Annotated in this window: 24 protein-coding genes; 8 read left to right on the forward strand and 16 right to left on the reverse strand. The window is 34.6% G+C overall.

Annotated elements, in window-relative coordinates:
* Positions 1–2: 2 nt before the first annotated feature.
* The 15 genes from GXW81_RS09465 to glyA form a co-directional block, all read right to left on the reverse strand.
* Positions 3–1,136 (reverse strand): NAD-dependent epimerase/dehydratase family protein, encoded by a 1,134-nt coding sequence (locus GXW81_RS09465; protein ID WP_161532126.1) that lies wholly within the window; start codon positions 1,134–1,136, stop codon positions 3–5.
* Positions 1,133–1,729 carry a DapH/DapD/GlmU-related protein gene (locus tag GXW81_RS09470; RefSeq protein WP_161532127.1) on the reverse strand — a complete coding sequence of 199 codons (597 nt, stop codon included), beginning with the start codon at positions 1,727–1,729 and terminating at the stop codon, positions 1,133–1,135. Before GXW81_RS09470 ends, GXW81_RS09465 begins: the two co-directional genes overlap by 4 nt.
* On the reverse strand, positions 1,726–2,817 hold the full coding sequence (locus GXW81_RS09475; protein WP_161532128.1) for a glycosyltransferase family 1 protein: 1,092 nt from the start codon (positions 2,815–2,817) through the stop codon (positions 1,726–1,728). Before GXW81_RS09475 ends, GXW81_RS09470 begins: the two co-directional genes overlap by 4 nt.
* Positions 2,798–3,973, reverse strand: a complete 1,176-nt coding sequence (locus GXW81_RS09480) for a hypothetical protein (protein ID WP_161532129.1) — start codon at positions 3,971–3,973, stop codon at positions 2,798–2,800. Before GXW81_RS09480 ends, GXW81_RS09475 begins: the two co-directional genes overlap by 20 nt.
* A 29-nt stretch (positions 3,974–4,002) precedes the next feature.
* Positions 4,003–5,337: an O-antigen polymerase gene (locus GXW81_RS09485; RefSeq protein ID WP_161532130.1), complete on the reverse strand. Its 1,335-nt coding sequence runs from the start codon at positions 5,335–5,337 to the stop codon at positions 4,003–4,005.
* 1 nt (position 5,338) lies between these two features.
* Positions 5,339–6,196 (reverse strand): glycosyltransferase, encoded by an 858-nt coding sequence (locus tag GXW81_RS09490; protein WP_161532131.1) that lies wholly within the window; start codon positions 6,194–6,196, stop codon positions 5,339–5,341.
* Complete coding sequence (locus GXW81_RS09495) at positions 6,181–7,230, reverse strand: glycosyltransferase family 2 protein (protein WP_161532132.1); 1,050 nt, start codon at positions 7,228–7,230, stop codon at positions 6,181–6,183. The genes GXW81_RS09490 and GXW81_RS09495 overlap by 16 nt, the downstream gene beginning before the upstream one ends.
* 3 nt (positions 7,231–7,233) lie before the next feature.
* On the reverse strand, positions 7,234–8,490 hold the full coding sequence (locus GXW81_RS09500; protein ID WP_161532133.1) for an oligosaccharide flippase family protein: 1,257 nt from the start codon (positions 8,488–8,490) through the stop codon (positions 7,234–7,236).
* Between the two features lie 20 nt (positions 8,491–8,510).
* Entirely contained in the window at positions 8,511–8,852 is a 342-nt protein-coding gene (locus tag GXW81_RS09505) for a phosphomannose isomerase type II C-terminal cupin domain (RefSeq protein WP_161532134.1), read from the reverse strand.
* A 14-nt stretch (positions 8,853–8,866) separates the two neighbouring features.
* On the reverse strand, positions 8,867–10,150 hold the full coding sequence (locus tag GXW81_RS09510; RefSeq protein WP_161532135.1) for a nucleotide sugar dehydrogenase: 1,284 nt from the start codon (positions 10,148–10,150) through the stop codon (positions 8,867–8,869).
* A 57-nt stretch (positions 10,151–10,207) separates the two neighbouring features.
* On the reverse strand, positions 10,208–12,592 hold the full coding sequence (locus GXW81_RS09515; protein ID WP_161532136.1) for a polysaccharide biosynthesis tyrosine autokinase: 2,385 nt from the start codon (positions 12,590–12,592) through the stop codon (positions 10,208–10,210).
* Positions 12,593–12,624: 32 nt separating this feature from the next.
* Positions 12,625–13,440: a polysaccharide biosynthesis/export family protein gene (locus tag GXW81_RS09520; RefSeq protein WP_161532137.1), complete on the reverse strand. Its 816-nt coding sequence runs from the start codon at positions 13,438–13,440 to the stop codon at positions 12,625–12,627.
* A gap of 31 nt (positions 13,441–13,471) precedes the next feature.
* Positions 13,472–15,397 carry a nucleoside-diphosphate sugar epimerase/dehydratase gene (locus GXW81_RS09525; RefSeq protein ID WP_161532138.1) on the reverse strand — a complete coding sequence of 642 codons (1,926 nt, stop codon included), beginning with the start codon at positions 15,395–15,397 and terminating at the stop codon, positions 13,472–13,474.
* A 105-nt stretch (positions 15,398–15,502) separates the two neighbouring features.
* The gene (locus tag GXW81_RS09530) at positions 15,503–15,988 is read right to left on the reverse strand and encodes a regulatory protein RecX (protein ID WP_161532139.1); all 486 of its coding nucleotides are present in this window, start codon (positions 15,986–15,988) and stop codon (positions 15,503–15,505) included.
* Positions 15,989–16,052: 64 nt separating this feature from the next.
* Complete coding sequence (gene glyA, locus GXW81_RS09535) at positions 16,053–17,321, reverse strand: serine hydroxymethyltransferase (protein ID WP_161532140.1); 1,269 nt, start codon at positions 17,319–17,321, stop codon at positions 16,053–16,055.
* 180 nt (positions 17,322–17,501) lie between these two features.
* On the opposite strand from glyA, the gene pgi reads away from it, so the two are divergent.
* The 8 genes from pgi (at position 17,502) to GXW81_RS09575 (ending at position 26,080) form a co-directional block, all read left to right on the forward strand.
* Positions 17,502–19,139, forward strand: coding sequence for a glucose-6-phosphate isomerase (gene pgi / locus GXW81_RS09540; RefSeq protein WP_161532141.1), 1,638 nt, complete (start codon positions 17,502–17,504; stop codon positions 19,137–19,139).
* A gap of 38 nt (positions 19,140–19,177) precedes the next feature.
* Positions 19,178–20,062 carry a bifunctional 5,10-methylenetetrahydrofolate dehydrogenase/5,10-methenyltetrahydrofolate cyclohydrolase gene (locus GXW81_RS09545; RefSeq protein ID WP_161532142.1) on the forward strand — a complete coding sequence of 295 codons (885 nt, stop codon included), beginning with the start codon at positions 19,178–19,180 and terminating at the stop codon, positions 20,060–20,062.
* A 4-nt stretch (positions 20,063–20,066) separates the two neighbouring features.
* Entirely contained in the window at positions 20,067–20,642 is a 576-nt protein-coding gene (locus GXW81_RS09550) for a Crp/Fnr family transcriptional regulator (RefSeq protein ID WP_154137579.1), read from the forward strand.
* Positions 20,643–20,679: 37 nt separating this feature from the next.
* A complete protein-coding gene (locus GXW81_RS09555; protein WP_154137578.1) occupies positions 20,680–21,327 on the forward strand; it encodes a hypothetical protein in 648 nt (215 codons plus the stop codon).
* Between the two features lie 273 nt (positions 21,328–21,600).
* Positions 21,601–22,449: a glyoxalase III HchA gene (hchA, locus tag GXW81_RS09560; RefSeq protein ID WP_161532143.1), complete on the forward strand. Its 849-nt coding sequence runs from the start codon at positions 21,601–21,603 to the stop codon at positions 22,447–22,449.
* Positions 22,450–22,589: 140 nt separating this feature from the next.
* On the forward strand, positions 22,590–23,759 hold the full coding sequence (gene pncB / locus GXW81_RS09565; RefSeq protein ID WP_161532144.1) for a nicotinate phosphoribosyltransferase: 1,170 nt from the start codon (positions 22,590–22,592) through the stop codon (positions 23,757–23,759).
* A 53-nt stretch (positions 23,760–23,812) separates the two neighbouring features.
* Entirely contained in the window at positions 23,813–25,300 is a 1,488-nt protein-coding gene (gene rmuC, locus GXW81_RS09570) for a DNA recombination protein RmuC (protein ID WP_161532145.1), read from the forward strand.
* A 6-nt stretch (positions 25,301–25,306) separates the two neighbouring features.
* On the forward strand, positions 25,307–26,080 hold the full coding sequence (locus tag GXW81_RS09575; protein ID WP_161532146.1) for an RNA methyltransferase: 774 nt from the start codon (positions 25,307–25,309) through the stop codon (positions 26,078–26,080).
* Positions 26,081–26,083: 3 nt separating this feature from the next.
* On the opposite strand, the gene GXW81_RS09580 is transcribed toward GXW81_RS09575, so the two are convergent.
* A complete protein-coding gene (locus tag GXW81_RS09580; protein ID WP_161532147.1) occupies positions 26,084–26,602 on the reverse strand; it encodes a GNAT family N-acetyltransferase in 519 nt (172 codons plus the stop codon).
* Positions 26,603–26,852 lie beyond the last annotated feature (250 nt).

Below are 26,852 nucleotides of genomic sequence, written 5' to 3' on the forward strand. Positions count from 1 at the left end.
AACTATTTATACAACCCTTTTTTCTTCATTTCTTCAATGGATTTCTGGTATCTATCCTCCTCTACCTCTTGTGTATTAACCCATTCTGTAAACTTTTTAAGTCCTTCCTCAAAAGATACCTTAGGCTCAAATCCAAGCAGTGTCTTTATTTTGGTCAAATCAGCATAGTTGTGACGAATATCTCCCAATCTGTAATTCCCCGAAACTCTAATAGGCACCTGTATTCCATAATTTTTAACCAGTTCGTTAGCAACCGTCATTACATCAGTAGCTACGCCTGTGCCCACATTAAATACCTGATTATTGGATTCTTCTTTTTCTATTGCTAAAATAGTTGCCTCTACCACATCATCTATAAATACAAAATCTCTACTTTCTTTACCATCTTCAAAAATATTGATTTCATTACCATTTTTAATTTGAGTAGAAAAGATAGACAAAATCCCCGTGTAAGGGTTTTTAAGGGACTGCCCCGGACCATAAACATTTTGATAACGCAAAGCCACTCCTTTTATCCCAATAGAAGGACAAACCGTCATGACCATTTGTTCTTGATTTTGTTTAGTGATTCCATAAACCGAAGACGGGTGAATTTTAGATTCTTCATCAGTCCCAACTAAAGTAAGTTCTGTAGAGTTTAAATATTTCACCTCAAAGTCCCCTTGATCCATGTATTCAGCACTTCTCTGTATAGGATAGACTTCACCTAACTCTTTGCTAATATATTTACCTTCCCCATAAATGGAACGAGAAGATGCGACAACCACCTTCTTCACACCATAGTTTCCGTTTACCAACAAATCTAACATTAGGGCTGTTCCATTAACATTCACATCTACATATTTTTGAACTTCATACATAGATTGCCCCGTACCTGTTTCCGCTGCATAATGCACAATGACATCCTGATCTTTCAGTACTTTTTCCCAATCGTCTTTGCTTGTTACTGTTCCTTTTATAAACTTTACTTTATCTTTGATACTTAGATAAAGTGGGGAAGTCTTTTCTGGATTTTCCCCGTGGATTTGAGGCGACAGACTATCCAGTACGGTAATATTATAGCCTTTTTCTATTAAACGCAACGCAAGGTTTGAGCCTATAAACCCTGCCCCTCCTGTGATTAGTATGTTTTTCATATTGTTTCCCATTTATTATTGTCAAAATTAAATTTTTTTATCGGTTTTGCTGGTATTCCTACCGCAATAGTGTAAGCAGGAAGTGATTTTGAAACCACCGAATTTGCACCTACTATTGTTCCCTTGCCAATAGTAACACCCGGTAATACTGATACGAATTCTCCCAACCAAACATTATCTTCTATCACGACAGGTTTAGAAAACAACGGTCTTTTATCAGGCGGGAGGTCTGGGTGACTATCATTTTCATCTCCAGAATAACTCCCATGCGAACAATCGGATATGTAAATTTTACTCGCTAAAAGCACATTATTTCCAATCTGCACCTTTTCCATTGCGGTGATATGGACATAGTCGTTCATTTGAAAACCTTCCCCAATAAATAAGGTTTTATAATCTCCCTTGGGGTAAGCCTCCATCCGACATCCCACTCCAGTGGTAAATCCTCGCCCTATATCCATGAACCGCTTCCCTCGAATATCTATAGGAAAACGAATAATTCGAGCTTGTTGCCACTTTAGTTTAGTTCTAAGCAGGTTTATAAACATAACCAAAGTTCCCCAAACCCCATATCTTCTTACTTTATTTATCATACCTCAATGTTATATAACTCTTCATAAAACGATATGTATTTTTCAAACGCATCATCCCAACTGAATCTTTCGGATTGCCTAAATCCTTTTTTAATCATCCCTTCCCTCAATTCTTCATCTTCAAGCCTACCTATACCATCCACTATCGATTCCACCGATATATCATCGTATAGTAGAGCCGCTTCTCCCGCAACCTCGGGTATGGAAGACTTATTAAATGCAATAACTGGACAGCCTGTTTTCATTGCCTCGGCAACGGGAATGCCAAAACCCTCATAAGATGACGGATAAAGCAATGCAAATGCATTATTATAGAGATAATTCAGTTGCATATTATTTAATTTTGATAATTGCACACATCGATCTCCTAACACCTTCACCTTCTTTTTCTCCTCTTTCGTAAAGGGTTCTCCCACAACTACTAATTTATACCGATCCTGCACTAAAGCAACTGCCTCCAAAGCCAATTCAAAATTCTTATACGAAGTTCGATGACCAATATAAAGCAAATATTTTCTATTTTCTAACCCCTCAAATTTAACATCTTTAGAGGCAATAGTAAACGGTTCCACTATATGAAAAAAGTCATCACTTATCCCATTATAAATTACCCTAACCTTTTTCTCGTCAACCTCAGGAATAAAAGCCAATAAGTCTCTTTTGGTATTTTCCGAAATACACACAATTCCTTGAGAATTTTTTACCGCATATTTTTTCTGCCATAAATTAACCCTCCTAGCCAAGCCTTTCCTGAATTTTTCGGTAGTAAAATCATGAATTGTTGTAACATTAATCGCATTAGGCGATTTGGAAATTCTAAAATAACTAGAATGAAATATCGATTTCTCTAAAATTGGTTCTGTAAAATTCAAATAGCGTCTAATCTTCAAGGTTAGGAATTTCTCTATTTTTAAATTGATAAATTCCAAATCCTTCCTTGCGATATTTTCATTGGGCTCCTTCTGATCATAGAAAATAGCCTCTCCTCCTTTCCATCGGTTTAATCTTTTGGATAACTCTGCCCAATATATTGAGCCTCCTCCTGATTTTTGCAATGAGTAAATGATATTATCGTATATTATTCTCATAAGTCTTACTCTTAAATTCTATTAGTAATCCACTTATCACAGTTATCATGATTAGAAGCCAAAACTCTGTAGCCCTGCACACCGGTATCACTATAGTAGAAAGCACAAGAAACTGCACTATAAAAAAAAAGAGTACTGCCCATTTTTTTCTAAGCACAACATTCCTTTGAAACCATCCCAACAAATACCCCAATACGAGTACCACCCCATGAGAAAACCAACCAAAATCCATATACAAATAGCCGTAAAAATATTGAGGATTATCCCATACAGAAACAGTAGCTTTCGGAACATCTACCTCTATTCCCACAGCCTTACCTATGAAATAAACAGGCATTAAAAAAGTATTCAACCCATAAGACCAATTATGAAAATGCTCTATAAGCAACTGATAATTAACCATTCCTAAATGAGCATATAACACCAAAAAATCTAATATGGACATTTCATTCATTCTAAAATTTGTGATGAACCACAATGGAAATAACAAGACCATTCCCAAAACACACAAAACATAGATAAATTTTCTTGGAGCTTTATATGCCAAACATATCAAAACACTGAGTGCTCCCAATAAAGAAATTCTATCCAATGAAAAAAATACTTTTACAAAAACCCCCAATAAAGCAATCAATAAAAGTGTCAGGATTTTTTTTCGGTCGTTATTTGTATATAAAAAAAGGGAGGCATTCACAAAAAGGACTGCTAAAGGCGAATAGTTGAATACTTTGATAAAACCTGGCAATCCTGAGGTGCCTACAATATTTCTAACGTCTCCTATTCGATGAGGTGATTCCAATATAATATTCAGGTATTCTTTCATCGGCAATACGACCCAAACGCTGGCAATAGATGTAATTACTCCTAAAACCACCAACCCTAATGAAAACAGCATGTAATTTTTCGATATACAAGCTATCTCTGTTGTAGCCTGAGTCTTCAGTAGTTCTTTTTTATCAAAAAAAGAAAACAAGGCGTACCCCAGCACAAACATTCCCGTCATCAGTAAATGACTATATATGGCCTGATCCACGACAACCCCTTCTCCTAAAGGTAAAACAGGCTCTATTGTTGCCAATGACACCATTAACAACTGAATGCTAATAAATACAAATAGTAAATAATATCTTTCTCTATAGTTTAGAATATTTTTCATCCTTTTATCCCCTCTCCCTTTAAAAACTGTCAGTTTTTCAAATAAAAAACATACTTCTTTAATCCGGGCAATACATATATAAACAACGCTATAAACACAAATTGGTAAAAAAACGTACCCATTTCCCCTCTACAAAAATCAAGTATCATCGTAAAGAAAACAAAATTTAGAATCTGATTTCTTTTTTTTTGAATCCTTGCAATAAAATATCCTATAATGAAATAACAAAAAAAAGGACCTAAAACACCAAAGTTTATAAAAAATTCCGAGACTGGAGTATAAGCATACCCCATCTGCCCCCGGCGTCCGTATTTATCCACAACAAATTGGGCAGCTAGAGATCTTGGCTTATCTTCATATATTGCTCGTGGAATAAACATGATAATGGGATATGTTATTATAGTTTCTCCGTATTTAAAATCGTAATTATCATTTCTAATATACTGAGAGACTTCCTCATTGAGAGTAAAAAAAGGATAAACAAACTCATTGCTGGTCATTGTACTCACCATAGCATCCGATTTAACATCATCACTCAATAATGATGCACGAATAGTTCCCAAATAGTTAAAAAAGGTAATACCTAAAAGACTCAAGACGAGCCAAACGAAATTAAATTTAATCTTTTTATAATTTACGAAAAGCCACCCCATCCCCAATAGCATTGGCATAAAATCTCGTCTATTACCCGCTCCCAGTTGTAGTAAGACATAATATAAAAGCAGAAAAATTACAATCCCTCTATTCCTTATACTCAACTGCTGATGAAAATAAATAAAATATAGAAAAATACCACTGATTAACAAACCTATTACAACATCTGCCTGAGAAACATTATCAAAAAGCTCATATCTACTCTTTTGTAATCCTGAAATATTAAAGAACATATTTACCGAATAAAAAAAGTAGCTCTTATATAGGATGAGAATAGTCAACAAAATAGTCAATAAATTATTATATCCCCTTCTTTTGCTGCTTCTTAAAAGTTGTTCACTATGAAGAACATATGTTGGCGTTTTAGGACTTCTAATACTCCATCCTAATAAATACGATGGTACAGTAAGTGCATATATAATTGTAGATTTATAAACATCCAAATCTATACGACCCAACATTACCAACTGTATTATTGAGTTAAAGCATCCATATAAAACCAAGAATAATAAAAAGATAAGAGCGGTATCATTCAGATATAAGTCCTTCATCTTTTTTTTCATCAAGAAAAAACCTAAAAATAAGGAATATATGAATGCTCCGACTAGTAGAGGGTCATTCTTATATACATAAAGTAGAGCATATAGTACTATCAACAATACACATTGAATGATACTAACGAAATATATTTTTTTTATTTGCCTACCCATGTTACCCTCTTTTTCTTTCTAAAAAAGTTTTCCCTACCATCAAGCCCAAAGCTTCCGTTTTGTAATAAACAGACACCCCTTTATCCCTAAAGAAATATAAGAACGAAGCCACAATCGTCATCCCCAATCTTTTATAATAACGTCCGTAAAACTTATGTTTCATACATAGATAGGCAGTGCCGCAACTATAAGAAAATACCCTTTTTAAAGAAGCTTCATCTCCCTTAGATAAAATAACTTGAGGATGATAAAATTTTATCTCAGGACTATAAACTGCGATGGTAGCACTCTGAGTAAGGATTCGGTATAACCAATCATATCCTTCTTCAGCCCCAAAAAAGGTTCCTGCTCCCATATTTTCATCAAAAACAAATTCCTGAAAAACAGTTTTTTTACATACCACCGTAGCTTCAACAAATCCCCCCAGCATATTTTGAGGATTAAGCTGATATTGTTGTTTTTGAAAATTCAAAACACTATCTTTTTCCTTTTCATCTACACACTTTCCAAAAACCATATCACCTCCGCTCTTCTCCAATACATCAAACGCCTTGTCGTAAGTGTCCGGAAAAATTTTACAATCGTCATCCGGAAAACTAATAAACGTTCCTCTGGCAATAGATACTCCATAGTTTTTTGCCTTTGATAACCCCTTAAAATTAACCCGATGATGTCTAATCAACAATCTATCACTATACTTATTAATAACTGTTGATAGAATATCTTGTTGATTCTGATCCACTATAATAATTTCAAAGTCAGAAAATTTAGAATTCAATAAGGATTCTAACAATTCATCTAATTCTTTGCATCTCCCTATAGTAGGAATAATTACTGATAGTTTTATATGTTCTGCCACAACCACTTAAAATTTTTGACCGTAAAAAGTTTTTTACTATTACTAACCACATCATTCATGATAACAGGAAGTATTTTTAAGAGGGCTTTCTGTCGAAAAGCATCCCTGAATATACAAAAATAAGTGTACGTTAAATACTGCCCATAATAATACTCTATTTCTTTTTTTTCTCTATCTGCTACTTTATATTTATCCAAAAAACTATCTTTCAAAAATTTTATCTGCTTTAAACTTTTAGATAAGGCCTCTCTAGAGATAATTGAGTAGTCTATCATTCTTTTTCCTAGTTTCCAAAAATCAAAGCTTTCAGCATCAATTCTTAGTATATTATGAATATATTCGCGTGCAATCAGTATATGATATTCATTCATTACAACAAGATTATTATTGGTCAATCCATCCGTGTTAATTCTATATCTATATAACTTCTTCGGCACATTATACGCCATAACAGATTCGTCGGAAAAAAGATTAACAAACATATAATAATCTTCTGCTACAGCATATTTATCACTATATACCATTTTTTCGCCAATCCTACGCCTATTAAACAACGCCTGAGAAGGTAATGGAGAATTAAACATTGTGACAAATTTTAAACTATCCGAATGAGAGGGTAAGCTCAACCCTTTATGCTTAACAAAATCCCCCTTCTCATCTATTACCGAATATTCCGTTGACACAATATCACAATCAAACTTCAACATAGCCTCATACATCTTCTCAATTCTATTGCACTCAAAAACATCATCAGAATCCATTCGCAAAATATAATCGGAAGTAGAAAGATCTATTAACTTATTAAGTGTTCGGACTACACCCAAGTTATGTTCATTCTGATAACACTTAATTCTACTATCTTTTTCAGCAACTTTCTGTATCAGTTCATAGGTCTTATCCTTAGAAAAATCATCTAAGCATATGATATCTATATTAGAATAAGTTTGACTAATCAAAGACTCCAAAGTCCCCTCTATATACCTCTCCACGTTGTAACATGGAATTATGACTGTAATCTTCGGTTTTTTCTCCATAACTCAATTAAGCAACTTATATTTATTAGTCACAATATGACAATATATTAACTCGGAGACTCCCGAAAGAGCGATAGCTCCCCCTAACACCAATATATCTTTCACTACTAGTAAACCCAACGCCATGGTAACAAAAAAAGTAATCACAGAAACCACTTGATTGAATGTTATCAAATAACTCTTATTGTTAGGCAAGAATACAAAATTTATATAGGCCCCTACTACTAACCATACCAAGATAGTAAAACTTAAAAGAATTAAAAGATAATAGGCCTTTTCCATTTCTATACCTCCAAAGAAAAGTACTAAAAATCTTCCTACAAGAATAATCAAAAAAATTGCTACAATAGAAACAGCCGCTTCTATTAGAAGAACCTTTCGAACAATCTCTCGTGTTGGTCTTGTTATTAATTTTGGAAATATCGCGATATTAACACTCATGAAGAAAGTTCTTGGTAACATCACCAGTTTATTGGCTAAATCATAAATCGCCACATCTCTCATACCAAAAAAATGACCTATCATCAATGGTATACTATATTCCTTTAAAGAACTAGCCAAAGAAGAGTAAAAAAAAGGAAGCCCTTGTCTACAAGTCGCCCCAATTTGTCGCATTGGGATCCAATTCATTCTAATCTTATGTGAGTATCTTATAATTGAAAAGGCTGCTATTGCTCCAAAAAGAGTCGTAATACAAACAATAATCGCGTATAAATCAAGATCCCCCTTCCCTCTAATAAAAAGAAAAATAAAAGGTAATGATAGTAGCTTTACTCCCAATTGGATAAAAGTAACTATCTTCATTTTTTGTATGGCCTGAAAATACCACTGCGGAAATAAAATCACAGAATATGTTGACAAAAAACAGGCTATAAAAACAACTTTATGATCTCTAAAAAAAGATGAAAGTAATAACAATAATATGAAAACCACCACTGAAATAATAAACAAATAATTTTTGGCAAAAAAAACTTTTGACAAAGTATGTTCTACCTCTTGTTTATTACCAATATTAACAGAAACCTCTTTAGTAGCAAGCAAATCAAAGCCAAAGTTTATAAAAAAAATAAAAAAACTCGATACGGAAAATGCATATACAAAAATACCGTAATTAGTTGCTCCTAAAGTTTTTATCAAATAAGGATAAATCAACAAATAAAAGAACGAATTGAGAAGTTGCAAAAAGGTCATAAAAAAATAGTTTTCAATAATTTTTTTATTACCCAATATAACTTCTTTTATATTCTTAATATCCAACACGATACCTTACATTTATTCTCTTATTGTCTATTATAGTCGTCTTCCACCCTCACAATATCGTCCTCTCCAAAATAAGTCCCGTATTGAACTTCAATAAACACTACAGGTTCGGAAGTTTTATTCTCAATTCTGTGCAACATCCCTTGCGAAATTTGAGCTACTTCACCCACTTTGAAATCTCTTACTTCTTCTCCCAAGGTAATAGTTCCTACACCTGAAACTATTGTCCACACTTCACTTCTTTTATGATGATATTGTAAAGACAATCTTCCCCCAGGGTTTACTTGTATTCTTTTTACCTTGTGTGTATCTGCATCTTCCAATACCCAATATTCTCCCCAAGGTCTTACATCGTGTTCCATATTACAATTCTATTTTATAACTTATATTCTGTTTCTTTTAGCACTCCTTTAACATCATAAACAATAGCTTTATCTTTCTTCAATGCCTCAATAGGCAAATCCGAAAATGATTTATGAGCCACCCCTAAAACAACCGCATCAAATACTTTTTTGGGTATCTCTTTTGTGCTTTCAATGCCATATTCGCGTCTTACTTCCTGCGGATTTGCCCAAGGGTCATAAGTCGTTACTTTTACTCCGAAGTCTTCAAGAGCTGCAATTACATCCACAATCTTCGTATTACGGACATCAGGACAATTTTCCTTAAAAGTAATGCCCAACATGAGTACTTCTGCATTATTTACAGGAATATCCTTTTTAATCATGGCCTTTACCACTTGCTCTGCCACATATTTTCCCATGGAATCATTTAAACGACGACCTGCCAAAATAATTTCCGGATAGTAACCATATTCCTGAGCTTTTTGAGCTAAATAATAGGAATCTACTCCTATACAATGTCCCCCTACCAAGCCTGGCTTAAATGGTAAAAAGTTCCATTTTGTCCCTGCCGCTTCTAAAACTACCTGAGTATCAATATCCATAAGATTAAAAATCTTGGCTAACTCATTCACGAACGCAATATTGATATCCCTTTGTGTATTTTCAACCACTTTAGCAGCTTCTGCCACTTTTATCGTAGGAGCTAGATAGGTTCCAGCTTCAATTACCGATTTATATAAATTATTAACCTCCTCAGCAATCTCTGATGTTGATCCAGAAGTTATTTTTAATATTTTTTCTATGGTACGTTCCTTATCTCCTGGATTTACTCTCTCTGGAGAATAACCTACAAAAAATCCCTCATTAAACTTTAAGCCCGAAACCTTCTCTAATATAGGAATACAATCTTCCTCCGTAGCTCCTGGATAAACCGTAGATTCATAAATTACAATATCTCCTTTTTTCAAAGCATTACCCACTGTTTCACTGGCTTTTATCAAAGGAGTCAATATAGGTCTGTTACGTTTATCTACGAGAGTTGGAACCGTTATGATATAAATATTTGCATCTTGAATATCTTTAAAATCTGATGAACAATATAACCCAATTTGTTGATTTAAAAAGGGATTTGCTTCAACTAAAACAGACTTCAAAATATTCTCACTTAACTCTAAAGTATCATCGTGACCTTGATTTATCCGTTTCACTCGACTTTGATTGATATCAAACCCCACTACCGAGTATTTGGTAGCAAACAACCTTGCGAGAGGTAACCCCACATAACCTAATCCAATGATAGCAATCCGCTTATCCATTTTAGTGTGTACAATAATTAAAATATAAAATTAAGTTCCTCTTAATCAAATACTTTATTATGAGTTTTTAAAAAATTTATCCTTTAACTTCTGAAACCATGTTTTTTCGTCAGCATGGTAACCATAACCATATTTATTACCATAACCGAAGTTACTTTTACTTACATCATTCAATACAAAACCTACATTCTTAATCTTATTCGCATTGATATTTTTATTAGCAAAATCTATCAATTCTTTATCTGTATACTTAGAGCGTGTTACATAAACTGTTGCATCCGCTAAATCTGCAATAAGGAATGTATCCGTTACTAGCATCAATGGTGCCGTATCTATAATGATATAGTCATAATTAGGTTTAAGCTGTTCCAAAAGCTCCTCATATCTACCGTTGGTTAAGAGCTCTGTTGGGTTAGGTGGAATACTACCTGAGTAAATCACATCTAAATATGGGTTAAACGAGCTCTGATGAATAATACTTTCCAACTTAGTCGTACTATCATACAAGAATTCTGTAAGTCCTGCTAATCCTCTTCTAGACTCATTATATCTCTGCAACTGAGGATTTCTGATATCTGAACCTATAATAATTACCTTTTTACTAGGAGTTGCCAATGTTAGTGCTAAGTTAACAGAGGTAAAAGTTTTACCCTCACCTTTAATAGTAGAGGTTACCTGAACCACTTTACCCTTAGCTTTCTTAGGAAGCATAAAATTCATGTTAGTAATCAAGATACGAAACGCCTCCGCCATTGGTGTTAAGTCATTCAACTGTACAATATCAGATTGACCTTTTTCTATACTAGGAAGCTCTGCTATGACAGGGGTGTTAGAAATTTGTTCTATATCATGCTTAGTTTTAATCTTATTATCAAGAAGTTCTTTTAAATAAATAAGTAGAAACGGAATAAGCAATCCTACTACTAATGCAACCAAAAGAACTATTATTTTTTTAGGAGCTACTGGCTTATCAGAAGCATACGCATTATCTATCACTCTAGCTTTATTACCTGTAATAGCAAGAGAAATAGCTGTTTCTTCTCTTTTTTGTAATAATAAAAGATATAATTGCTCTTTTATTTGTTGCTGTCTTTCAATTCCTCTAAACATTTTTTCTATAGCAGGAATTTTTGAAATTTTTCCTGATATTTTATTCTGTTCACCTTGCAACTCATTGCTTCTTATTTGTAAGCCTGAGCGTGTTTTTTGTAAACTTTGTAAAATAGAACCTCTAAGGTTATTAAGCTGTTTAGATAGATTTATTACGGCTGGATGTTCAGGAGTAGCAGATTCTAACAATCTATTTCTCTCCAAAACCAATTCGTTATAAGAAGCTATACCAGAAGATGCTGTAGGATTATCTAAACCTATTGCTGAAGGTAAAACCTGATAAGATACCTGTTTACTTAAATACGAAATAAGCCCATCTGTAAGTTGTAGCTGTGCATCTATATCAAGTTGCCTAGCTCTAGCTTCTGCAGTACTCTTTAAATCAAGTTCTGCTTCTGCCTGAATATCTGTAATTTTATTTTGAGCTTTAAATTGTTCTTTTTGCGTTTCTACATCTCCTAACTCGTTAGAAATAACCTTAATCCTGCTTTCTATAAACTTCATAGTCTCCTCAGACTGTGAGTTTTTATCCCCTATTGCATCAGCATTATAAGCTGTCACCAAATAATTGATAATATCTTTAGCCTTATCTACATTCGCTGAGTTCATAGATAGCCCTATAACCGTAACATCTTTATTCACAAGAGCCACATTTAGCTCCTTTTGTAGCTGTGTTACTCTACTATCTCTATCAAGTATAGATATCTCTAACTCATCTATATTACCCGCTTTTTTAGAATCAAAATTTGGGTTTTTACGAATAATAATATTAGCGAATGGTAAACTAATAGTTTTTCCAAGTGTAGCACTCACTTCTGAAGAGAGTTCATCCGACAGCAATGTAACTTTATTATTTTCAATAGACAGTTTTATTGGTTCTTTGAAAAAAGGCTCATCTTTCTTTTCTGAAACAATATTAACTATAATTGGTGAGGTTTCCCCATAAAGTTCTTTTCTTCTAAAACCATCCTTGGCAGTAATAGAGGTTTGTAAGTTTTTTGCCTCTACTACCGTAGTCATCAGTTTTTTAGACTTAAATATTTCTATCTCATTATCTATACTATTAGTACTCATTCCACCCAAACCAGATAGATCTTTCAACATATCTGCCTCCATATTTCCACTACTACTTCCTTTAGCATCTTTGATGAGAACAGATGATTCAACTTTATATACAGGGGTAGCAAATTTTAAATAAAAAAATGCTAAGACTAATGCCAAAGCAATTGAAACAACAAACCAAACCCAATTTCTTAAATAAGGTTTAAGAATCTCTCTAATGTTAATTTCATCTCCCTCTCCTATAGACAGATTAGATAGTTTTTTACCCATTGTATTGTTTTAATTCTGTATGATATAACTTATTAATTTTTCCTAATAACTAAAGCCAAAATAGTAACAACAACTGATGCTATTGATATATAAATTCCTGTTTGAGGACCAAACATTGCAGCCGATTGTCTCGTTTTATTTGGTGCTACCATTACCACATCATTCTGCTTTAAATGATAATATGGAGAATTTATAAAGTTGGATTTTGTTAAATCTATATAAGCTTTAGTTCTAACACCGTCTTGCTCACGAACTACAAGCACTCTATCTCTCTTACCATAAATAGTTAAATCACCAGCTAAACCTAACGCATCTACTATTCTAGTTTTTCCATCAGGAATAATATACTGCCCAGGTCTGTTTACCTCCCCCAAAACAGTAACTTTATAGTTAGCATACTTTACACTTACTGTAGGGTTTACAATATACCTTTTTAATTTATTGGATAACTCTTGTTTTAAATCTTCTAAAGTTTTTCCATTAGTGTCTATTTTTCCTAACACAGGAAAATCTATGTATCCTGTATCATAAACTGTATAAGTAAATCCACTAATCGGTGCTTGATTTATTGTAGGGCTATTTCCTTCTGCAAGGGAATAAGTTCCAAGTTTATTAGATGGTGTAACTCCTTGGTTAAAAGGAGCAACAACAGACATATCCTTTGCCGTTACCAATATAGATATCTCATCACCACGCTGTATAGTTGTCTGAGAAGCCCTTGTATAAGCATCTTCCGCTTGTTTTTCTATATCTTGCATATACTCTATATCGTTTTTCGTTTTACACGAAAAAATAAAAAGTGACACAAACAACAAAGTCAAGTAATTTCTAGCTTTCATAAATTTCATCTAATATTGCAAATATACAACTTTTAAAGTACTATTTATCCAAAGACTCAAATACCGAGTTATTACTTCTAAACTCTCTAACTATCTCCTTCAAAATTCTAACCACCTCTACTTTATCTCTATCTTTAGCTTTCTCATATATTCTAGATGTTAACTCATCTATTTCTTCATACAACATAACGGAGTCCTTAGAAATCATGATTTTTTCGTGATGCGTAGGAAGGGTTTTCGTATCATCACTCAAAAGTTCTTCATACAGTTTCTCCCCTGGTCTTAGACCTGTATAAACAATTTTTATATCTACATCTGGCTCTAGACCAGACAATTTAATCATTCTTCGTGCAAGATTGAGTATCTTCACAGGTTCCCCCATATCAAATACAAATATTTCTCCTCCTTTTCCCATAGTTCCTGCTTGTAAAACAAGTTCACACGCTTCCGGAATGGTCATAAAATACCTCACTATATCAGGGTGTGTAATTGTAACTGGACCACCTTTCTCTATTTGTTTTCTAAAATGAGGAATTACCGAACCGTTGGATCCTAAAACATTGCCAAATCTGGTGGTAATAAATTTAGTCTGATTATCTTGTTCATTTTGAAGCGCTTGCACAAAAAGCTCTGCGGCTCTTTTAGAGGCTCCCATTACATTAGTAGGATTAACAGCCTTATCCGTAGAGACCATCACAAACCTATTAACTTTAAAACGACTAGACAAAAGTGCCAAGTTCTTACTCCCTTGAATATTAACTAGAGCGGCTTCATGCGGATTGTTTTCTATCAAAGGAACATGCTTATAGGCAGCCGCATGGTACACCATAGAAAAATTATATTCTTTAAATACCGACTCTAATCTTTCCTTATTAGTAATATCAGCCAGTATAAATTCAAACTTGATATCAGGGTAGTTTTCCTCCACTTCCAGCTGTATCTCATGCAAAGGAGTCTCCGCTTGGTCTAGAACAACTATTAACGAAGGTTCAAACTGTGCCACTTGCCTTACTATTTCACTACCTATAGAGCCTGCACCTCCAGTAACTAAAACTGTTTTTTGGTAATGTCTTTTCTTAACATCTTCATTCTCTATAACAATAGGCTTTCTATTAAGTAAATCTTCTATTTGGAGATTTTTAATATTTCCCCCATCGTTTCTCAACTTTTGAACGGTTGGAGATTTGAACACCTTTAAATCTTTCTCTAAAAATAAATTGACCCACTCTGTAAGTTCTTCTCTAGAAGCTATATTACTACCTATCAAAATACCATCTACTCCTAAATATTCCTTAGTATTTTTCTCTAAAATATCCCTTGTATAAATTCTTTTACCTAAAAGTTTTGCTTTATTTGAGTCTTTCCTAGATGTAATAAATCCTACTACCTCAAACGGTAACAGCGGATTCCCCATCACCGCTTTAGCAATCGCTACAGACTCTTCTCCTATACCCAACAGGAGGATTTGTTTTTTCAACGAGCTTCTTCTATACTCCTTTGCCCATCTAAATACTTCTTTCACCACAAGCCTAAACACAAAAAGAACAGTGAAAGAAATACAAAAATATATGATAAGGATAGGAAGCAAAAAAAGTTTCTGTTTAAAAAGGAAATAATAGATATAGTTAAATATGCCTAAAGTAAAAACAGTACAAAAGCTAGCTAATAAAATTTTGAATAAATCTACAAAAGTAGAGTGTCTGATAATCCCAGAATAGGTACGAAAAACAAACATGAAAAAGATATTCACACCTAATATAGCCACATATTTTTGGTAAAAATTGAGTATGTACGAATGGTGCATAAAACTAAGCCTATCTATAGTAGCATAAGCCAAAACTAAAGAAAAAGTTAAAAAGAAAATATCTATAAGAAGCACCACCCATCTAGGCAAATATCGAATATTTGAAAGGCTCACCATATTATCGCCTCCATAGATTTTATTCTTCAGTTCACTAAAATTCATTTTTACTATACCAAATTATACGCAATCCTGACCGCAAATTTAAAAATTTTATCACTTGTATAAAATTTTATATACCTATTATAAATCAGTTTTTTTTATTTCTAATTAAAAGATGTCATCATCTTCCCTATGTAACACAACCTGTACTGCCTCATATTCATACCCTTTCCCCAGAAAATATCTAACAGCCTTTTGCTTTTTCTCAAAATCAGTGCCACTTTTTAAACTAACCACATACCTGTGATACAAATTAGCCAGCACTTCAAGATATTTTTCCTCGTCAATCTCTGTCATAGCTATATTTATCAGCTTTTCGGATATCCCTTTAAACTTAAGATGATTTGCTATTTTTTTTCGTCCCCAGCTTTTATGATAAAACTTCCCTCTCACATAACTCCTTGCAAAGCGTTCCTCATTGAGAAAGTTTTCCCTCATAAGGTAAAGTAAAATTTCATCTTTAGCTTCAGGAATAAGCATAAATTCTCTCATTTTTTGCTCTACCTCTTGATGACAACGGTCTTGATAGGTACAATAATTTACCATCTTTAGTTTAATTTCATCAAAGGTGAACAATTTTTTCTCCATAAGCATCGAGGCAAAAAATTTCGAAGGCAAATCATTACCTCCGAAATTATATTAAACTTATTAAAAATAACTAGTACTGAAATAACGGTCTGCTAGACATCAAAGCATTCACTTGCTTTTTAACCTCTTCTAAAACAGAATCATTATTAAGATTAGAAACCACTTTAGAAATTAGTTCAGCTACGGAATCCATATCGTTTTCTTTAAGTCCTCTAGTGGTAATTGCAGGAGTTCCCAATCTGATACCCGAAGTAATGAACGCCGACTTATCATCAAACGGCACCATATTCTTATTACAAGTAATATCGGCTTTTACTAAGGCTTTTTCCGTCTCTTTACCGTTAACACCTTTATTACGAAGGTCTACCAACATAAGGTGATTATCCGTTCCACCACCCACAATTTCAAACCCTCTATCCGTTAAAGCTTTAGCTAAAGCTCTTGCATTAGCTACCACTTGTTTAGCATAGGTTTCAAACTTAACATCTATCGCCTCACCAAAAGCTACCGCTTTAGCCGCTATCACATGCTCTAACGGACCGCCTTGTATCCCTGGAAACACCGCACTATCTAGTACTGCACTCATCATTTTGGTTTCTCCTTTAGGTGTTTTATGACCATAAGGGTTTTCAAAATCTTTACCTAACATTATCAGACCTCCTCTAGGTCCTCTTAAAGTTTTGTGTGTAGTAGTAGTTACCACATCGCAGTAAGGGAACGGAGAACTTAATAAACCTTTAGCTATCAATCCTGCAGGGTGTGCAATATCTGCCCAAAGTGTAGCTCCTACCTCATCTGCTACCTCACGGAATTTAGCATAATCTAAATCACGAGAATACGCCGAATATCCTGCTATAATAAGTTTTGGTTTCACCTCTAAAGCTTTCTGACGCATAGCTTCATAATCTATCAGCCCTGTTTCTCTTTCTACACCGTAGAACTGTGCATTGTATTGTATTCCCGAAAAGTTAACAAACGAACCATGGGTTAAATGTCCTCCCATTGATAAATCTAGCCCCAATATTGTATCTCCTGGTTTAAGACATGCTAAATAGATAGCTGCATTAGCTTGAGAACCAGAATGTGGCTGAACGTTAGCATATTCTACCCCAAATAGTTGTTTTGCTCTATCTATCGCTAATTTCTCTACTTCATCAACTACCTCACAACCACCATAGTAGCGTCTTCCTGGATAACCTTCAGCATATTTATTAGTAAGAACACTTCCCATAGCTTTCATCACTTCATCAGAAACAAAGTTTTCAGAAGCAATTAGCTCTATACCATGTGTTTGGCGTGCTCTTTCTTGCTCTATCAAATCAAAAATTACATCTCTCATATTTTATCTTTTTAATATCTAAATTTATAAAGTCCCAAATTTAATAAAATCCCAACATTCTCATAGTGTCCTTTCAAAATATTTTTCACAATACTATTTTAAAAGACTAAGCAACCCTTAGAAAAAAGCGACAAATCAATCTATATTTTCTTAAATTTGCAAGAATTAAAATGACATAATATGCTACCTAAAATAAATCCTACACATACAACTGCTTGGCAAAAATTAACTTCTCATTTTGACCGAAACGATTTTGACCTTAGAGAGTTATTTAATACTCCTAATAGGTTTAATGAATTTTCTATCAAAAAGGAGAATTTCCTATTTGATTACTCCAAAAATCTCATTAACGAAGAAACCAAGCAATTACTCATCAATCTAGCTAAAGAGGTTAAACTCAAGGAAGCGATAGACAGTATGTTTTCTGGAGAAAAAATCAACGAAACCGAACAAAGAGCTGTTCTACATACTGCTTTGAGGGATTTTTCCGACAGAGAAATAATGGTGGACGGAGAAAACATTAAACCCAAAATACAGAAAGTATTACAGCAGATGAAACACTTTTCAGAAGCTGTAATTTCAGGTAAACACAAAGGTTTTTCGGATAAAGAAATCACTGATATAGTAAATATTGGCATTGGAGGTTCAGATCTTGGACCTGTAATGGTTTGCTCTGCTCTAAAGCATTTTAAAACAAGGCTTAATGTTCACTTCGTCTCTAATGTGGACGGAAATCATTTGGCTGAAACTTTAAAAAACCTCAATCCCGAAACTACTCTTTTCATCATTGCTTCTAAAACTTTCACTACACAAGAGACCATGACCAACGCACTTTCTGCAAAGGAATGGTTCTTAAAAGCAGGAAAAGAAGAAGAGGTGGCTAAACATTTCGTGGCATTATCTACCAATATTGAAGCAGTTAAAAGTTTTGGTATTTCAGAAGAAAACATTTTTGAATTTTGGGACTGGGTTGGTGGTAGATACTCTTTATGGAGTGCTATTGGTCTTAGCATTACGCTATCCATTGGTTATGATAATTTTGAAGCTTTATTAAAAGGAGCTTACGACACCGACAATCATTTTAAAAACACCGAATTTGAACACAATATCCCTGTGATTATGGGATTGCTTGGCGTTTGGTACCGTAACTTCTATGCTTCTACCAGCTATGCTGTGTTGCCTTATTCGCAGTATCTAGACCGTTTTCCTGCTTACTTACAACAAGGCGATATGGAAAGTAACGGAAAATCTGTGGACAGAAATGGAGATTTTGTGGAATACCAAACGGGGCCTATTATATGGGGAGAGCCAGGTACTAACGGACAACATGCCTTCTACCAGCTCATTCATCAAGGTACGGAGCTTATTCCGTCTGATTTTATTGCTTATACTCAATCTTGTAATAAGGTAGCCGACCATCAGGAAAAACTTTTAGCTAACTTTTTTGCCCAAACGGAAGCCTTAGCTTTCGGAAAAACCGAGGAAGAAGCTGAAGCCGAACTAAAACAACAAGGGAAAAGCAAAGAAGAAATTAAAGCACTCCTTAACCATAAAATATTCTTAGGAAATATTCCTACCAATTCTTTCTTATTTAAAGAACTTACACCTTTTTCTTTAGGACAACTAATTGCTTTGTACGAACATAAGATTTTCGTTCAGGGCGTTATTTGGAACATCTTTAGTTTTGACCAGTTCGGTGTAGAACTTGGTAAAGTTTTGGCAGGAAATATTTTAAAGGAACTGAAATCATCAGAAGTTACCCAATCTCACGACAGTTCTACCAATGGTTTAATCAACTATTTTAAAGACAACCGATAATCTTCAGTACAAATAAATCTAATAAAAAGTATATACCAATGGCTCAAATTTTAGACGGATTAAAAATATCCAAAGAAATCAAAGCAGAGATTAAAGCAGATGTAGAGAAAATTAAAGCATCTGGAAAGCGTTTGCCTCATCTTTCCGCTATATTAGTAGGAAACAATGGAGCAAGCAAGGCTTATGTTAATTCTAAAATTAAAGACTGTGCAGAAGTTGGCTTTCAGTCGTCTTTGCACAAATTTCCTAGTACGGCATCAGAAGCCGAAGTTTTGGAAAAAATAAAAGAACTCAACGAAAATCCAGATGTAGATGGCTTTATTGTTCAATTACCACTTCCGAAACAGATGGATCAGGAGAAAATCATTATGGCGATAGACCCAAGAAAAGATGTAGATGGCTTTCACCCAGAAAACTTTGGAAGAATGGCTCTGGAAATGGATACCTTCTTACCAGCAACGCCTTTCGGAATTCTTACTCTCCTAGAACGCTACCAAATAGAAACCAAAGGAAAACACTGTGTTATTATCGGTAGAAGTCGTATTGTAGGACGCCCTATGAGTATTCTAATGGGAAGAAAAGATTTCCCGGGCAATTCCACCGTAACACTTACTCACTCTTATACTCCTCATATAGAAGAATTTACTAAAAATGCAGATATTGTAATTACCGCTTTGGGCGACCCTTATTTCTTAAAAGGAGATATGATAAAGAAAGACGCTATCGTGATAGATGTGGGCATTACGAGAGTAGATGACGATAGTGAAAAAGGCTATAAATTAGCAGGCGATGTAGATTTCGACAGCTGTGCTGAAAAAGCTTCATGGATTACGCCTGTACCAGGAGGAGTAGGACCTATGACTAGAGCTATGTTAATGAAAAACACACTATTAGCTTACAAGCACACCATATACAAAGACTAACCATTTGGAACACAAGGAAAACTTCTTAAATCATATCAGAGAAATCATCTTTCTTTCGGGGGAAGAGTTTGATGAAATTTGGGAATATTTTAGTGTTAAAAATATCAGAAAAAAACAATTCCTAGTACAAGAATACCAAACTTCTAATGAAATCTATTGGGTGGCGTCAGGTATTTTCAAATCCAGTTTCTTTGATACAGATGGTAAAGAACATATTCTCCAGTTTGCCTCTAGTGGGTGGTGGACTGGAGATTTTTCCGCATTTTACAAGCAACAAAAAACACAACTTTCCATAGAATGTTTAGAAAACGGTAGCGTACTTGCCATTACTCAGCAAAATATGGATATTCTTTGCCAAAAGTTTCCTCTATTGGAAAGATTTTTCAGAATCAAAACTAATTTCGGATACATTGCATTACAAGAACGCATCATTTCCCTTATGACCCAATCTGCCAAACAACGCTACCAAAATTTCTTAAAACAATATCCTCATTTAGTACAAAAACTACCTAAACAAACCATCGCTAGTTATCTAGGCGTTTCTAGAGAGACTCTTAGTAGACTTTCTTTAAGCGAATAGTTATGTGCAACTTTAATAACGACACTAAACAGACAATATGCCATTCACGACAGAAACAAAGAATGAAGTAGAAAAATATATAAATAAACACTTGCCAGACGAAAATTGGTTTGAAGATTTTTTTGACTATATAAAAGACAAAACACTTTCAAATAGATTAGCGGAAGAATTTAAAGCTATTAGATATATCTATAAGTTTTTAGAAGGTATGCAAGCTGAAGAGTGGCTTAAAAACGCTCAAATCAGAATTCAAATCATATATTATGCATCAATTTATGAAGCTATAATTCATTATGTATTGTTTGACTTGTTTCCGACAAATCATTTGGTTTTAAAACTTTATGAAACCAAAACATGTAAACGCATATCCGTTAGTAAAGAACTCGATGGTCTGACTCATCAAGGAAGAAAAATTTATACGACTTATGAAGATATAATATATAAAGACATTAAGCAAATAAGATTTGAGCATAAAGCTGATGTTGCTAATTCGCTTGGACTTATTGACGAAAAACTTAGAGATGAGCTTAAAGAAATTTATGCTTTAAGAAATGCGATTCACTTACACGCAGAAATTCAAAAAGGAATAAACTATGAAATGAAAATGTCACTAACTGCATATAGAAGAATGCAAGTATTTAAACAACAAATGACGGATGGTTTGACAAAACACGGATTATTGTAAAATTAAAATTGATTTAAAGAAAAGCTGCACATAACATAGTATTTGCAAAAGGTGGGATTAAGGTGTTGAACTGACAAGCATCTACTTAGGTTAGTCGAAATTGAACTATTCGTTCAATTTATTCTGCCCTTCGCAAATACTTTTTGAGCCTACTATAAAAATTACTCTTGTGATTTACCTCACACTTTTTTTGTGATTTATATCCTTAGACCTCTAAGCACCTCCATCTATCTTTGCACAAGAAATTAATGTTAAACACTAAAAATTAAAAAGATGTCACAAGAATTAAGTAATCAACCTGTATTTGATGGTGTAGGTTATGAGCCTTCTCCACTATCATTATCTATGTTTGTTACTCCAAAAACCGATTACGATTTCGCCCAATATCCTAACGCTAATACAGATAAAAACAAAAAGGTACTAGTAGTGTGTACTGAAGAAAAATATATGACTATGCAAAATGGTAAGAAATTTTCAACAGGTAACCATCCAGTAGAAACCTTAGTACCAATGCTACATTTAGACGCAGCAGGCTTTGAGGCAGAAATATTTACTCCTACAGGTGCACCAGCCGTTTTAGAAATGTGGGCGATGCCTTCCGAAGACGAAGCAGTAAAAGGCATTTTTGAAAAGTATAAAACTCAATTTGAAGCACCTAAAAGTTTAAAAGAATTTATAGCAGGAGACATGGCTTCCGAAACTGAATATGTAGCTGTATTTTTACCTGGTGGACACGGTGCTATGCTAGGACTACCAACAAATGATGATTTAAAAAAGACAATCCATTGGGCATATCAACATGAGAAATTTGTGCTTGCTATTTGCCATGGTCCTGCAGCATTATTAGCAGCAGCACATAATGAACCTGCGGAAAACTTCCCATATAAAGGCTACAAAATAAAATCTTTCCCTGACATTATAGACACACAAACACCCGCTATTGGCTATGTACCAGGAGATATGCCTTGGTTCTACGGAGAAAAACTAAAGGCTCTAGGCATAGAAATTCTTAATGAGGATATTTCAGGAGCATGCTACACTGATAGAAAATTAGTAACAGGTGATAGCCCGTTAGCCGCTAACAATTTCGGCAAAATGAGCGCTGAAGCTCTACTAGGATAACTTTTTTCTATTTTCATGTCTTTCATACAAAACCATTTCTTGAGAAATGGTTTTTTGCTTTAAACGCCATTATAATTAAATGATAACTTCATCATTCTCACAAAAAACCCTATTTTTGTTGCATATAAACCAGAAGTATTATGCCAGAAGTGCGTCTAAAGTCTATCATAGACAACGATTTCTATAAAATAACCATGCAAAACGCCGTAGTGAAATTATTTCCTACCGCTAGAGTAAAATACGAATTTATCAACCGTGGGAAACATTTCTTCCCTGAAGGCTTTGCTAACGAGCTTAGAAAAGCTGTAGATTCTATGGCAGAGCTAAAACTCACCAAAAAGGAAAAACTATACTTACAAGAAACCTGTCCTTACTTAGACTTACCTTACCTAGATTTTTTAGAAGGTTATCATTATGACCCTTCCGAAGTTAAAATTGTACAAGAAGGCAATGATATTAAAGTAAGTGTAGAAGGGCTTTGGTATCGCACCATATTATGGGAAGTTCCGCTTTTAGCACTCATCTCTGAACTCCATTATCAAATGAACAAGATGGAGCGAGACTCCAACGAAACTGTTGTTCATAATACAGTAGAGAAATCTAGAAAGCTTAACGAGCTAGGGGTTACCTTTGCTGAATTTGGAACCAGAAGACGCCACTCTTACAAGGTCCACCAATTAGTAATGGAGGCTCTTATGGAAGAAAAAGGTCAGTTTATCGGAACTTCTAATGTTCATTTTGCTATGAAATACGGCGTAAAACCTATCGGCACCCACGCCCACGAATGGTTTATGTTCCACGCCGCAGAATATGGTTTCAAAATGGCAAACCAACTTGCATTAGAACATTGGGTAGATGTTTATCGTGGTGATTTAGGAGTTGCTCTTTCAGACACTTATACCACGGAAGTTTTCTTCCGTCAATTTGATAAGAAGTTCGCTAAACTTTTTGACGGCGTTCGTCATGACAGTGGAGACCCAATAGAGTTTGCGAAAAAGACCATAGAGCATTACGAGAGTTTTGGCATCAATCCTAACTTTAAATACATCATTTTCTCCGATGGTTTAAACCTTGAAAAAGTAGAAGAAATAACCAAAGCAACTCGTGGTACCATAGGCATCTCTTTTGGTATAGGTACTAATCTTACCAATGATGTTGGGCTAAAACCAATGAACATCGTGATGAAACTTATAGGCGTACAAGCTCCTAATGGTGACTGGATTCCTACAGTAAAACTTTCCGATGAAAGAGGCAAATATACTGGAGAACCTAAAATGATAGAACTTGCAAAAGAAGTGCTTAGAATATAACTTTCAGAAAAGACCGTTTGTAGTACAAATTATATAAAATTTAGATTAATTAGATGACTTTATACTTTCTCATCATTTTTATTTTTGGAGGAGTGATAGGTGGGCTTATGGTTTACTTTTTTGGTAAATCAAACACCATTTCTAGAACAACCTATGATGAACTCAATCGTAATTTTATAGCCAATGAAACCGACCTTAAAAATTGGATTTCAAAGACCAAAGATTTAGAACAAAGTCTGAATTTGGAAAAAGAACACTATAAAGCAAAAACCACAGAAAACGAAAGCCTTAAAGATTCTTTATCCAAAACTTCGGCTACACTAGAAACAGCTCATAGCCAAATAGAAGAACTAAAAAATCAACTGCAAACCCAAACACTCAACCTCTCTCAACTACAGGAGAAAAATCAGCATTATTATGCTAAAATAAGTGAACTTTCTTCCAAAAATGAAACCCTAGAACAATCATTAGTCAATCAAAAAAAGGAAATACAAGAGCTACAAGAAGCTACAAAACTTCAGTTTGAAAACATTGCTAATAAAATTTTAGAGGAGAAAACCGAAAAATTTACTTCCCTTAACAAAGAAAATTTAGGACATATATTAAAGCCTTTCCAAGAGAAAATTACAGAGCTTAAAAATACCGTACACGAAACCTATGATAAAGAGGCTAAAGAACGCTTTTCTCTAGGAGCTAAGGTAAAAGAGTTGGCAGAGCTCAACCAACAAATTTCCGAAGATGCCAAAAAACTAACCCGAGCTTTAAAAGGCGAAGCTAAAACACAAGGCAGATGGGGCGAAATGATACTAGAAAGTATCTTAGAGAAATCTGGTTTGGTAAAAAACAGAGAATATTTCCTAGAACACGAACTTAAAAATGAGGATAACAAAGCCCTTTATTCCGAATTTTCAGGTAAAAAAATGCGTCCTGATGCCGTAGTAAAATATCCCGACCAGCGTACTGTCATTATAGATTCTAAGGTATCACTTACAGCCTTTACAGATTTAATAGACGAAACCGATGCCGGCCTCTACGACATCAACCTCAACAAACACCTTAGTTCAGTTAAAAATCACATTGTAGAGTTGTCCCATAAAGCCTATGATGATTATGGTAAATCGCTAGATTTCGTAATGATGTTTATCCCTAGCGAACCCGCCTATATTGCCGCTATGCAAGCCGACCCTAACCTTTGGAGCTTTGCTTACGATAGGCGAATATTACTCCTCAACCCAAGCAACCTCATCACCTCACTAAAACTGATTGCCGACCTTTGGAAACGAGAATATCAAAACCAAAACGCAATGGCTATCGCCGAGAGAGGGGCTAAACTTTATGATAAGTTTGTAGGATTTGTAGAAAATCTAGAGAAAGTAGGTAAAAATATAGACAACGCTAAATCTGCCTATAACGATGCCTTTGGACAACTTACTTCAGGCAGAGATAACCTTGTGAAGCAAACCGAAAAACTAAAAGAGTTAGGCGTAAAAACCAAAAAGACCCTTGCACAAGGTCTAATAGACGACAGCGAAAAAGACTAGCCAAAAATGAAAACAATCATAGAAAGTTTACACAACGATAAAATAAAACACCTCAATAGATTAGCCACCGACAATAGATTTAGAAAAAAACAGGGCGTTTTCATCGTAGAAGGTGTGCAGGAAAATCAGAGAGCCTTAACTTTTGGCAACGAAGCCCTAGAGTTTTACATTTGCGAGAGTATTTTCTCTGCAGAGCCACCCACCAATGCAAAAACCTATTACATTACAGATAAGATATACCAAAAAATCGCTTATAGAGGCACTACCGAAGGGATTATCGGTGTTTACAAAACACCACAAAACCACTTAGACCATTTTATTCCGTCCGAAAACGCTTCGGTCATCATTGTAGAAAGCATAGAAAAACCAGGCAATCTTGGGGCTATACTTAGAAGTTGTGAAGCGTTTGGCATAGATGCTCTTATTGTTACCGACCCTAGGGTAGATTTTTACAATCCCAATGTTATCAGGTCTAGCGTAGGTTGTTTATTTGGTATGAATATTTTTCAAGCGGATAACCAGAGTACTTTAGCATTTTTAAAGAAACACCATTTTAAGGTTTACACCACCTTTATGAGCGAAGACGCTCAGCTAATCCACCAAAAAGATTTTAAAACCAAAACCGCTTTAATTTTCGGGACAGAACACTCTGGGATTAGTGATTTTTGGAAAGGCAAAGCAGAAAATATTCTCGTGCCTATGGCAGGGACAATAGACTCCCTCAATCTAAGCAATGCCGTAGCCGTAAGTTGCTACGAAATTTTAAGACAGCGGTTGTAGTTTTTATAATTTCAGCTTCATCATAATATCCGTTTGAGGGTCATCTCCCAACACAAACAGATGCTTATCAAACGCTACAAAACCATTTTTCTCATAAAAACGAATGGCTTTGTGGTTCTGTTCCCATACCCCTAGCCAAATATAATCTACCCCTTTATCTCTAGCCACTTGGAGAGCGTGTTCGTAGAGGGCTTGCCCTACCCTTTTACCTTGAAAGGCTTTCAGTACATAGATACGCTCTATCTCAATGGCTTTAGAGTCTTTCAACTCCGTTTGTGAAGCACCAAAATTAAGCTTAAGATACCCCGCTAACACCCCATCAACTCTAGCAAAATAAAACGCCGAAAACTCATCTAGCAGCTCTTCTCTAAGGCACTTCACAGAAAAAGCCTCATCTAAATACTTTTGCATATTCTCTGGAGTATTATCCGCAGCAAAAGTCTCATAGAAAGTAGTTTTGCTTATCTGTTGTAGAGCCTCAACCTCATTAGTTTTTACTTTTTTAATTGCAATTCCCAACATCGTCTCTCTATTTTACCCCACAAGAATACAAAATAAAATCCTCATCAAAAAAACTTTTTTATTCAAAAAAAATCTCAAAAACTTGCACACTTCTATAAAAGGTTATAAGTTTGTTCCAGTTTTATGACACGCAATACCAATAACATACAACTAAGTGTAAAAAAGTTACAAGATTATTTGGCTATCTCAAATAATTTCGTAAACACACACACACACACACACACACACACACACACACACACACACACAC

It is taken from the genome of Riemerella anatipestifer (assembly GCF_009932355.1).
GTDB lineage: Bacteria > Bacteroidota > Bacteroidia > Flavobacteriales > Weeksellaceae > Riemerella > Riemerella anatipestifer_E.

Coding starts and splice junctions, on each gene's coding strand:
- GXW81_RS09465 (WP_161532126.1), bottom strand. CDS start 1,136: ATGAAAAACATACTAATCACAGGAGGGGCAGGGTTTATAGGCTCAAAC.
- GXW81_RS09470 (WP_161532127.1), bottom strand. CDS start 1,729: ATGATAAATAAAGTAAGAAGATATGGGGTTTGGGGAACTTTGGTTATG.
- GXW81_RS09475 (WP_161532128.1), bottom strand. CDS start 2,817: ATGAGAATAATATACGATAATATCATTTACTCATTGCAAAAATCAGGA.
- GXW81_RS09480 (WP_161532129.1), bottom strand. CDS start 3,973: ATGAAAAATATTCTAAACTATAGAGAAAGATATTATTTACTATTTGTA.
- GXW81_RS09485 (WP_161532130.1), bottom strand. CDS start 5,337: ATGGGTAGGCAAATAAAAAAAATATATTTCGTTAGTATCATTCAATGT.
- GXW81_RS09495 (WP_161532132.1), bottom strand. CDS start 7,230: ATGGAGAAAAAACCGAAGATTACAGTCATAATTCCATGTTACAACGTG.
- GXW81_RS09505 (WP_161532134.1), bottom strand. CDS start 8,852: ATGGAACACGATGTAAGACCTTGGGGAGAATATTGGGTATTGGAAGAT.
- GXW81_RS09510 (WP_161532135.1), bottom strand. CDS start 10,150: ATGGATAAGCGGATTGCTATCATTGGATTAGGTTATGTGGGGTTACCT.
- GXW81_RS09515 (WP_161532136.1), bottom strand. CDS start 12,592: ATGGGTAAAAAACTATCTAATCTGTCTATAGGAGAGGGAGATGAAATT.
- GXW81_RS09520 (WP_161532137.1), bottom strand. CDS start 13,440: ATGAAATTTATGAAAGCTAGAAATTACTTGACTTTGTTGTTTGTGTCA.
- GXW81_RS09525 (WP_161532138.1), bottom strand. CDS start 15,397: ATGAATTTTAGTGAACTGAAGAATAAAATCTATGGAGGCGATAATATG.
- GXW81_RS09530 (WP_161532139.1), bottom strand. CDS start 15,988: ATGCTTATGGAGAAAAAATTGTTCACCTTTGATGAAATTAAACTAAAG.
- glyA (WP_161532140.1), bottom strand. CDS start 17,321: ATGAGAGATGTAATTTTTGATTTGATAGAGCAAGAAAGAGCACGCCAA.
- pgi (WP_161532141.1), top strand. CDS start 17,502: ATGCTACCTAAAATAAATCCTACACATACAACTGCTTGGCAAAAATTA.
- GXW81_RS09545 (WP_161532142.1), top strand. CDS start 19,178: ATGGCTCAAATTTTAGACGGATTAAAAATATCCAAAGAAATCAAAGCA.
- GXW81_RS09555 (WP_154137578.1), top strand. CDS start 20,680: ATGCCATTCACGACAGAAACAAAGAATGAAGTAGAAAAATATATAAAT.
- hchA (WP_161532143.1), top strand. CDS start 21,601: ATGTCACAAGAATTAAGTAATCAACCTGTATTTGATGGTGTAGGTTAT.
- pncB (WP_161532144.1), top strand. CDS start 22,590: ATGCCAGAAGTGCGTCTAAAGTCTATCATAGACAACGATTTCTATAAA.
- rmuC (WP_161532145.1), top strand. CDS start 23,813: ATGACTTTATACTTTCTCATCATTTTTATTTTTGGAGGAGTGATAGGT.
- GXW81_RS09575 (WP_161532146.1), top strand. CDS start 25,307: ATGAAAACAATCATAGAAAGTTTACACAACGATAAAATAAAACACCTC.
- GXW81_RS09580 (WP_161532147.1), bottom strand. CDS start 26,602: ATGTTGGGAATTGCAATTAAAAAAGTAAAAACTAATGAGGTTGAGGCT.